The 10,150-nt window shown below is 48.1% G+C and carries 7 protein-coding genes; 4 read left to right on the top strand and 3 right to left on the bottom strand.

Annotation, left to right across the window (positions count from 1 at the left end):
* From QT987_RS16910 to QT987_RS16900, 3 genes are all read left to right on the top strand, one after another.
* The coding region (locus QT987_RS16910) for a hypothetical protein (RefSeq protein ID WP_333241950.1) at window positions 1-233 on the top strand (233 nt) is incomplete at its 5' end.
* 86 nt (window positions 234-319) lie between these two features.
* Complete coding sequence (locus tag QT987_RS16905) at window positions 320-1,951, top strand: GTP-binding protein (protein ID WP_333241948.1); 1,632 nt, start codon at window positions 320-322, stop codon at window positions 1,949-1,951.
* A gap of 235 nt (window positions 1,952-2,186) precedes the next feature.
* Complete coding sequence (locus QT987_RS16900; RefSeq protein WP_333241946.1) at window positions 2,187-3,116, top strand: phosphoribulokinase; 930 nt, start codon at window positions 2,187-2,189, stop codon at window positions 3,114-3,116.
* Window positions 3,117-3,177: 61 nt separating this feature from the next.
* Here QT987_RS16900 and QT987_RS16895 read toward each other — a convergent pair whose 3' ends face one another.
* Window positions 3,178-3,366: a hypothetical protein gene (locus QT987_RS16895; protein ID WP_333056649.1), complete on the bottom strand. Its 189-nt coding sequence runs from the start codon at window positions 3,364-3,366 to the stop codon at window positions 3,178-3,180.
* A 110-nt stretch (window positions 3,367-3,476) separates the two neighbouring features.
* Here QT987_RS16895 and QT987_RS16890 point away from each other — a divergent pair, with 110 nt between their 5' ends.
* Window positions 3,477-4,457, top strand: a complete 981-nt coding sequence (locus QT987_RS16890; RefSeq protein ID WP_333241944.1) for an ABC transporter ATP-binding protein — start codon at window positions 3,477-3,479, stop codon at window positions 4,455-4,457.
* A gap of 319 nt (window positions 4,458-4,776) precedes the next feature.
* Here QT987_RS16890 and QT987_RS16885 read toward each other — a convergent pair whose 3' ends face one another.
* Window positions 4,777-5,019: a hypothetical protein gene (locus tag QT987_RS16885; RefSeq protein ID WP_333241942.1), complete on the bottom strand. Its 243-nt coding sequence runs from the start codon at window positions 5,017-5,019 to the stop codon at window positions 4,777-4,779.
* A 7-nt stretch (window positions 5,020-5,026) separates the two neighbouring features.
* Complete coding sequence (locus QT987_RS16880) at window positions 5,027-10,144, bottom strand: PAS domain S-box protein (RefSeq protein WP_333241940.1); 5,118 nt, start codon at window positions 10,142-10,144, stop codon at window positions 5,027-5,029.
* Window positions 10,145-10,150: the final 6 nt, after the last annotated feature.

The raw sequence follows: 10,150 nt of genomic DNA, 5'->3' as shown, positions 1-10,150 counted from the left end.
CGTCCAAAAAGGACGGGCGGGACGCCCATCCCACAATAACAATTAAAATTGTAAGTTATTTAATTCGCGATCCTAAGTTCTCGTGCAAGCTACAATTGCAGACTGCGGGCGCGATCGCACTTTATCTGCACCCGCTACCACTAAAACCCCGCAAATCGCGCCCGCAGTGCGACAGAATCGGGATTTGCGGGTTCGCGCAGTACGATCGGGCGCTCGGCCATTTTAGATTTTAGATTTTAGATTTTAGATTTGCCATGACTGATGACGATCGGCGTAATGTAAAAATCAAAGTATAACCCTTTTATTTGCCACTCCCCTCATGCCTTTGCCGCGCCTGTTAACCTTAATTGCTGCTTTCTGCCTCGCCCTGGGGCTGATTATTGGGCTGGTGAGTTCCTTAACAGGGCTTTACAGTCAAGTTGCGTGGTCTGCTTCTCCGCTGCTGGCTAATTTGCTGATTTTCCTGATAATTGTACTTTTGGGAACCCTAATTTTTGCGCTGGTTTACTATTTTAGGCTGCTGCAACGCCCCCAGAAAGTTAAGGGAAAACGGCCGATTACTCCGAAGATTCCTGTTGTGAAAAGTGAAGCTGCTTCGGAAAATCTTAAAGCAATTCGGCAACAAGTCGATCGCATTCAAGATGAAGTAGCGCGGCAAGCTTTGCTGTTGAGAGCCCGCGAAATTGAAGCTAGCATGGCGAGGGGCAGCGTTCGAGTAGTTGTTTTCGGCACCGGTTCTGCGGGCAAAACTTCCGCTGTGAATGCGCTGGTGGGGCGGATGGCGGGACAGGTGGGCGCGCCGATGGGAACTACCGAAGTTGGGGAAACTTACACTCTGAAATTGAAAGGAATCGATCGAGAATTAGCAATTACTGATACCCCTGGCATCTTGGAAGCGGGAGTTGCGGGAACTTACAGAGAGGAATTGGCGAGGCAGTTGGCGGCGAGGGCAGATTTGATCTTATTTGTTTTAGACGGCGATTTACGCAAATCCGAGTACGAACCGCTGCGGACTTTGGCGGAAATTGGCAAAAGGTCGATCGTGGTTTTTAATAAAGTTGACCTTTATCCCGACACCGACAGAGATGAAATTCTCGATCAACTGCGGCAGCGAGTCAAAGGTTTTGTATCAGCAATGGATGTAGTAGCAATTAGCGCCAATCCGCAAAAAGTTGTACTAGAAGACGGCACAATTTTTCAGCCATACCCGGATATTATGCCATTAATTCGGCGCGTCGCTGCGATTTTGCGAGCCGAAGGTGAAGACTTAATTGCGGACAATATTTTGCTGCAATCTCAGCACTTAGGAGACCAAGCGCGCAAGTTAATTGATGCTCAAAGAAGGCGGCAAGCTGATAAGGCAGTAGAGCGATTTCAGTGGATCGGAGCCGGAGTAATTGCCGTAACGCCTTTGCCTGTTGTGGATTTGTTAGCGACAGCAGCAGTTAACGCTCAAATGGTAGTAGAAATTGCCAAAATTTACGGCTGCGAATTAAATATCGATCGCGCGAAAGAATTGGCATTGTCTCTAGCAAAAACCCTAGCAAGTTTGGGAATAGTTGAAGGGGTAATTCAAGTAGTGTCAAGGGCGCTGCAATTAAGCGTAGCGGGGTTTGTACTTGGCAAAGCAATTCAAGCAGTTAGTGCGGCTTATTTAACTAGAATTGCTGGTAAAAGTTTTATTGAATATTTCCGCCATGACCAAGATTGGGGCGATGGTGGCATCGCCGAAGTTGTACAAAGGCAGTTTCAGTTAAATAGGAAGGACGAGTTTGTCAAAGCATTTGTCAAAGATGCGATCGCCCGCGTTGTCGAACCTCTGAACATTTATCAGCAGGAATCGGAACCTGAATTAGAAATGTCAGCCGAATTGGAAGCAGAACCTTTGTATCAGCCACCACAACAAGACGATTGGGAAACTTACAGCAACAAACGAAACGATGACTGGTAATGGGCAAAACAGGGAATTGGGCAAACAGGGAATTGAGAATTGGGTAATTACGATCGTTCAATGAGATGTTCCCTGAGTATGCTTTGTTGAATTTTATTAAGAAATTTTACAATAATTTTACACATGGGGGAGACTCCGGGGGGAGCAAGTCAAACCGAGCGATCGGATGGAACACAATTTTGATAAGATTGAAGATTGACAACAAAATTTGCTATTGTGCGTCCGGGTAAAAACAATGAGCGATCGACCAATTATTCTCGGTATTGTCGGAGACAGCGCAGCGGGCAAAACCACCCTGACGCGGGGAATTGCCCAAGTATTGGGGCCAGAAAATGTCACTGTGATTTGCACTGACGACTATCATCGCTACGACAGAAAGCAGCGGGCCGAAATCGGAATCACAGCATTGCATCCCGACTGCAATCACCTCGATATCATGCAGCAGCACCTCAGCCTGCTGCGTACCGGACAAGCAATTCTCAAACCCATCTACAACCACACGACAGGTACATTTGACCCGCCGGAATACATCAAGCCCAGCAAATTTGTCATAGTTGAAGGTTTGCTGGGTTACGCAACCCGAACAATCCGCGATTCTTACGACGTAAAAGTGTATCTTGCTCCTCCCGAAGAGTTGCGAACTCAGTGGAAAGTTAAGCGCGATGTCATGAAGCGCGGTTATACTGAAGAACAGGTGCTTGCAGAAATAAAAAAACGGGAACCAGACTCTGAAGACTTCATTCGTCCTCAGCGCAAATCGGCCGACGTTGTAGTTAGTTTTTACCCGCCCGAAGCGGAAAATGAATCAAATTTGAGCGTCCGTTTAGTGCTCAGACCGACAATTCCTCACCCTGATTTTACTGAAATTTTAGGTCGAGGCAGCGAGAGTTTTAAACCTGCAATTCGCTTGGGACTCGATCGGGATATGGGCAAACCAGTGGACGTTTTGGAAGTAGACTCCCACGCTACCAGCGAGCAAGTAAACGAACTGGAAATGATGTTGTGCGGCGAGTTGCCGCACCTGCGGGGATTTTGTTCCGCCCAAGGCAACCCGGAAATTGGCAAACTGATCGGCACAACTGGCGAAGTTTTGCAAAGTTACCCGCTAGCTTTGACGCAGTTGCTGGTTGCATATCACATGATGAAAGCAATTCATGTGTATTAGTTAGTTGGCAGTTAGCAGTTGTTGGTTGTTAGTTGTTATTGCAATGATTAATAACCAATAACTAATGTACTCGCAAAGTCTGGTTAACAGTGCCTAATTGCTGAAGTGGCATGGAGACTGGCAACTGACTTTGAGGTGCGGGCACCATTTCGCCTCGGAAGTCAAGGAGGGTAACAAGGAGCAGGTAGGCAACTGCTAAAACTATAGAAATCACTCCAGTGATAATAGCAACAAGTTTTGAACGTTCCATATTGAGAAAATTTTAACTACAGCTAATATTAGTTTAACATTAAAAAGAGCAATTATTACTTAACTTATGCAATAGAATATAATCAGGTGCTAGTTATTTCTCTGACAAAAATGGAACCTCTTATAGATGCGCCAAATCCCACCGAGATGCCCAGAGCTACCCCAGTGGTGGAAACATTTAATCTGGGGAAGTTCTACCGTACTGGCTTCTGGATGAATGAAAAAATTGAATCGCTCAAAAATTGCACTCTGACTATCTCTGAGGGGGAAACTTTTGGGTTGTTAGGGCAAAATGGAGCGGGGAAAACTACGCTGCTGAAAACTTTGCTGGGTATAGTGCGGCCCACTTCTGGCCGGGCGCTGCTGTTGGGGAGGCCTTTGGGCGATCGCACTGTGAAGCAGCGAGTCGGCTATTTGCCAGAAAATCCCTATTTTTACGATTATCTCACGGGCTGGGAATTCTTGCAATTTGCGGCGGGGTTATTTCAAATTCCCACCTCGATTCAGCGACAGCGAATTCCCAATTTGCTAGACTTAGTTGGGCTATCTCAATCGGCGGCAATTAAAAAACAGTTGCGCCAGTATTCTAAGGGAATGCTGCAACGGATCGGCATGGCTCAAGCTTTGATTAACAATCCAGATGTGGTATTTTTAGATGAGCCGATGTCTGGTTTAGATCCGATGGGACGCTATCAGATGCGGGAGATAATTTTATCGCTGAAAAATCAAGGAAAAACAATTTTTTTTAATTCGCATATATTGTCGGATGTGGAGAAGATTTGCGATCGAGTGGCAATTTTGGCTAAGGGTGAATTAATCTGCATGGGTGCGATCGATGAACTTTTGGGTAATACTGAAACTTACCGGGTTGAAGGTAGGGGAGGCCACTTGAATATCCTGCAAAAGTGGATACCGGATATGGAAGTTGATAATGATTTGTGGTACGGTCATTTGCAGGGCGATCCGAAGGAGTTTATTTCTAGTCTGAGCGGTACGGGAGGGCAGTTAATTGGGATGAATTTGGCTAAGCCTAGTTTGGAAGAGTTTTTTATGCAGCAACTGCAAGAAAGAGGGATTTATTCTAGTGGTTGAAGTATCTTAAAAGACGTAGATTGGGATTGATGGTGCCGCCGGGGCGGGTTTACGAGATTGCGGGTTGTGGGCAATTATTATTGGTGAACCCGCCCCTTGTATCTACAAGATTTAATATCAAATCCGTTAGCATCGGAATAGTAAATGCGAGTCAACAGTCAACAGTCAACATCAAACGGAAATGATATTATTTGTGCGTTCATTCAACCCGATCGCCCTAATGCAAATTTGTTAACTTGGCTAAAACGGTGGCGAAGAGAGCGGGTTCGATCGGCTTTGTTAAGTGTTCGTTGTAACTCACATCTTGCACCATTCTCAATTACTTGTCTAGGAACAGGCTTTCTGGCCTGTTCCACAAAGAGTGAATTTTCTTGTGGAACAGGCCAGAAAGCCTGTTAAGCGAGAATGGTGCAAGATGTGAGTTGTAACCAGCGGCGATCGCCCGATCGCGGTCTTGTTCGCTAGCATAAGCTGTCAGCGCCACGGCCGGCAAGCGCTTGATGTTGTCGGATGCGGACGATCGCACTTTGCGGATCAGCGAGTAGCCGTCCTCAATCGGCATAGCGATATCACGGACTAAAATATCCGGCGGCGACTCCTCTCAACTGCCCCTTCTTACTCCGAGGCTGTTTGAGTGGCAGTGTCACCGTAAATGTCGCACCCTGGTCTTTACCGGGACTTTCCGCAGTCACAGTACCCCCGTGGAGTTGCACCAAGTGCTCGACGATCGCCAATCCCAGTCCCAAACCGCTGTCAGCCTTAGTTTTCGAGGCGTCTGCTTGTCGGAAGCGATCGAACACGTAGGGCAGAAACTCAGCAGGAATGCCCTTTCCGGTATCGCTGACAGTAATTTGCACGTAATTGGGTGATGAAGAATCGCTAACAGCCACCGCAGACAAGCGCACTTGCACATTTCCCCCCGAAGGCGTAAACTTCACGGCGTTACTCAGCAAATTCCACACTACCTGCTGCAACCTCTGGGCGTCGCCCCACATCAAGCTGACTGCGGGGTCAAGTTCTAACGAAATGGTGACAGACTTGGCCTCGGCTGCCAAACGAACTGAATTATGAGCCGCCTCGATCGTCCTTACCATGTAGAACCAGCCGGGTTTCAGAACCAGTTTGCCTTGAATAATCCGGGAAACATCGAGCAAATCTTCCACTAGCTGGATCTGCACCTTCGACTGACGCTCAATGGCTTCCAAACCCGAAGCTAATTTATCTTGGTTGTTGGGGTGGGCGCGCAGGATCTGTGCCCACCCCTGAATCACATTTAAAGGCGTTCGCAATTCGTGGGAAAGAGAGTCTAGAAACTCGTCTTTCCGGCGACTGATAGCTTCTGCTTCCGCCCGCGCGGCTTGTTCGCGCTCGAGCAACTGAGCACGTTGGGCCTCGACTTGCTTGCGATCGCTGATGTCGGCGATGATTGACATACAGTTGATATTGCCGTTGCTGTCGCGGACTGGAGTTGCCCACAAACTGATGTCTAGCGAGCTGCCGTCTTTCCTTTGGCGGTGGGTTTCCATGCCCGCGATCGCCTTTCCAGCGCGAATTTTTTTCAAATTAGCCGTGAATTCTTCCCGCTTGTCTGCGGGAAGGCAGGGCACAAATTGACCTACCGCTTCTGATTCATTCCAGCCAAAAATCCTCTCGGCTGCTGGGTTCCACATTTTCACAGTGCCGTCGTCGCAGTCCAAAACGGTAATTGCTAGGGGACAAGCCTGAATCAAGGCTTCTAAAGTTTGATGGATGTGCGATCGCGCTGCTTCTGCTTCTTTGCGATCGCTGATATCGACGTTCACCCCGATCATCCGCCAAGGCAAACCCCGATCGTCCTCAAACACCTTAGCCCTGCAAGCAATCCAGCCCACGCTTTTGTCCGGGCGGCAAATGCGGAACTCTATGTTTAATTCCTCCCCGGAAGCCCCCGCAGCTTGCACCTGCTGTTCGGTAACAGTGCGATCGTCTGGATGCACCATTTGGGCCCAACTTTGATAGCTGTCTAAACTGCCGACAGGCAGCCCGTACAAAGCCTCTAACTCCGGCGTACAGGCGACCTCGCAGGTTTGGATGTTCAATTCAAAAGTTCCGATTTTGCCTGCTTGCTGAGCGATTTGCAGCCGTTCTTGATTGTGTTTGAGTTCTGCTTCCACCCGCGATATCTCGGTCAAGTCGATGTAGAATGTGACGATCGTCTCTGGTTCGCGATCGTCCGGGGACAGAGTGGTTCCGCCCATCAGAATCGGCACGCGACTGCCATCTTTGCGGATGTACTCTTTCTTGAAAGGAGTTGCGACTCCCTGAACCCGCAGTTCCCCGGCCGCTAAGGCGTCGAGATGCAGGTATTCGGGGGGGGTCATTCTGTCCCAACGCATTTTACCGGAGAGCAAGTCTGAGCGGGTGTAGCCGACCATGTTGAGCAGGGATTGGTTGGCGTAGGCGATGCGGCCGCTAAAATCGCCGATCGCAACTCCGAAAATATTTGACTCGAACAGCCGCCGGAATATGGCTTCGCTTTGCTGCATTACCCGTTTTGCTTGGTTGCGATCGGTAATTTCGGCAATCACGGTGCTGACTCCCAGGAGTGTTCCTGATTGATCGCTCACTGGGTAAAAGCTGATTTGCCAATCCCGTAAAACTCCCGGCTGTTGCTTGGTTTCTGCCTTAATTTCCAAGTCGAGCACGGGGGTTTGTGTCGCCAGCACTTGGCGGTAAATTCGCTCTACAATATCGGCCATTTCGGGAATTACCTCTCTAACGGTGCGCCCGATGTGTTCTGGGATCGATCGCCCGTTGATCGCAGCGAGGCATTCGTTCAGGCGGATGTAGCGCAAATTTGTATCGACAAAGCACAGCCCGACTGGTGTGGTTTTGTAAACTAAGTCGAGTTCTGCTAGTTGGCGGCGAATGCGTATTTCGTTTTCTCGAAGTTGATTTTGGGCTTGTTTGCGATCGGTGATATCTAGTACGAAGAATGCTCCTTTGTCTGTGCATCCTTGGAAGTTTCCGCCGCCGACTAAAACTGGGAACCGCGTGCCGTCTTTGCGGATGTATTCTTTTTCAAAAGGCGCGCAACTTCCTGATGCTTCGACTTGCGCGAGGGCGATGCGATCGAGTTCTATATATTCCGGCGCCGTGAGTTCCCTCCAGTGAATCTGTCCCGAAACTAAGTCTTCCCTCGTATATCCAATCATTTCCAGCAAGGCGTCGTTAGCGTCAGTAACTTCCCCGTTGCCATCCCAGAAACCGATGCCTATCATGTTAGATTCTACCACACTGCGGAAGCGCATTTCGCTTTCCCGCAAAGCTAATTCTGTTTGTTTTGCTGCGGTAATATCTGTGATAATTAGGCCAACTCCGATTATTTCTCCCCTTTCATTTTTCACTGGGTAGTAGTTGGCTACCCAGTAGCCGAAATATCCTGGTTTTCCATCAGGTTCGCCGCTAAATTCTATGTTTAAAACAGGCTGACCGGTGTCTAAAACTTGCTGAATAATCGGGGCAAATTTGGCGGCGGATTCTGGCAACAATTGCCGGAAATCTTGGCCGATATGCTGTTCGGCGGGCAAACCGTGGAGTTCTGCTAAGACTTTATTGATACGGATGAAGCGCATTTCGCGATCCAGAAAGCAAATGGCTAGGGGAGATGCTTCTAACAGCGCGTCAATTAAGGCAAAGGATTGCGATGTTTGAGATAGTGCTTGTTGCGCTTCTGCGTAAAGTCTGGCGTTGTCTAGGGCGATCGCCACGCGGTATGCTAGGTCTTCTAGCATTGCCATGTCTTCTGCATTGTAGCGGCGGCCAAACTTTGAGGTAAAGCAAGTGATGGAACCCATTACCCGCCCGCGAGCTCTCAGCGGTACGCAAGCGTGAGATCCGATATTGAGCGATCGAAGTATTTCCAATTCTGCTGCATTTTCGGCTCCTGCTGCTAAAATCTCCTCATCCACTTCGGCAATTAGTTCGGATTTGCCGCAGCGGATTACCAGCGGATAGCCGTTAACAGCATTTTCGGCGATCGAACTGCGGATGCTGAAGTTATTAATAGTCTCAACTGTGGAGGGTTCTGCGTGAGCCACAGCGACTAGACGCACTTTTGACCCCGTTTCGGTCAAATGAATGCAGCACCCATCCGCGATCGAATTTATTGCTAATTCGGCTACCTTTTGCAGCACCGTTTCCCCGTCAAACGCATCAGCCAGCATTTTGCTGACTTCTGCTAAAAATGCCGAGCGCTGCTGTTCTATTTCCGCTTTTTCCCTTGCTGTTTGCTCAATTGTTAACTGCAATCTTTGAGTTTCTGCAAGTTTTATTTCTGTGATATCGCGGGCGACAATTAAGGCTGATTCTGGTACGCCATTTTTGTCAAATTCTGGAACTACGCGGGATTGATAACTTCGGATGCCGTTGATTGAGAAAGCCTGAAACTCGACAATTTCTTCTCTACCTGTTTCTAACACTTTGTGCAGGGTTTCATCCCACATCTGGCACTGTTCCGGCGGTATTCCTATTTCTTGACTGGTTTTACCAAGGAAGAATGAAATTGGTTTTCCTTGGCTTCTTTCAACGGCTTGATTGACATAAATATAACGCAGCTCTTTGTCCGTGCGGATAATTATATCTGGCGTATTTTCTAGCAGTGTTCTCAGTTGCTGTTCGCTATTTGCCAAAGCTGCTTGCGCTTGTTGTCTTTCCGTGACATCTCTCACCGTACCCACGTATCCGATGAGTTCGCCGGAGTCGGAAAACATCGGCGAGGAACAAACGTTAATCCAGCGCACAATCCCCTCTGGTGTTTGCAGGCGATACTCGATCGCATATTCCCCACCTTGCCGAGTATAATCCAGCCATCGGCTCAATACGCGATCGCTGTCTTCCGGGTGAATGCACTTCTCCCAACCGTCTCCTAAAAGTTCTGTCAAACTCAAGCCGCAAATAGCCTGACAGCGTGGGTTTGCATAGGTGTAGCGCCCCTGGGAATCGGCCATAAAAATGCCGACAGGCGAACAGGAACTTAAACAGCGAAATCGTTCTTCTTGAGCTTGCAGCGCTTCTTTAGCTACTGTCAGTTCTGCTGTGCGTTCTTTGACGCGAGTTTCTAGGTTAGTGTAGGATAATGCTAGGGCTATTTCTGCTTCTTTGCGATCGGTAATATCAATACCAGTTCCTATCACATATTCTACCAAACCATCGCCATCTATGGTCACAGTATTCGACCAAGAAATTAAGCGCTTGTCCCCATTTTTAGTGCGCCAATAATTTTGATACTCGCTGTTAAAGTTTTCGACATTGAGCTTGGTAAAAACAGTTTTAACTGGCTCTACTTCTTCGGAGATTAAGAACACATCCCAAACACATTTATTGAGCACTTCTGCTGTCGAGTAGCCTGTAATTTTTTCGCAAGCTTGGTTAAAGCGCACAATCCGTCCTTGGTTGTCTAGGACTACAATTAAGCAAGCCGTCGTGTCAATTACTTTGGAAATAATATTACGTTCAATTTCTAGTTCTGGTTCTGCGAACTTTAAGCCAGCATACCAAGCGATAACCGCAGCGGCAAAAAGTAAGATTGCAGGAACTTCCTCGAATAAAAAAAGTAACAGAGTTGTCAGCAGTAAAGCCGTGCCGGCACTAAATGTAGCAATACTGTAAGATTTAATGGGTAAGGGCAAGACCTGAAACCGACTCATTTTGGT

Source organism: Microcoleus sp. SVA1B4, from assembly GCF_036700545.1.
Classification (GTDB): Bacteria; Cyanobacteriota; Cyanobacteriia; order Cyanobacteriales; family Microcoleaceae; genus Microcoleus.
Note: the sequence above shows the minus strand (reverse complement) of the source record. Positions and strands in the feature narration are given on the sequence as shown.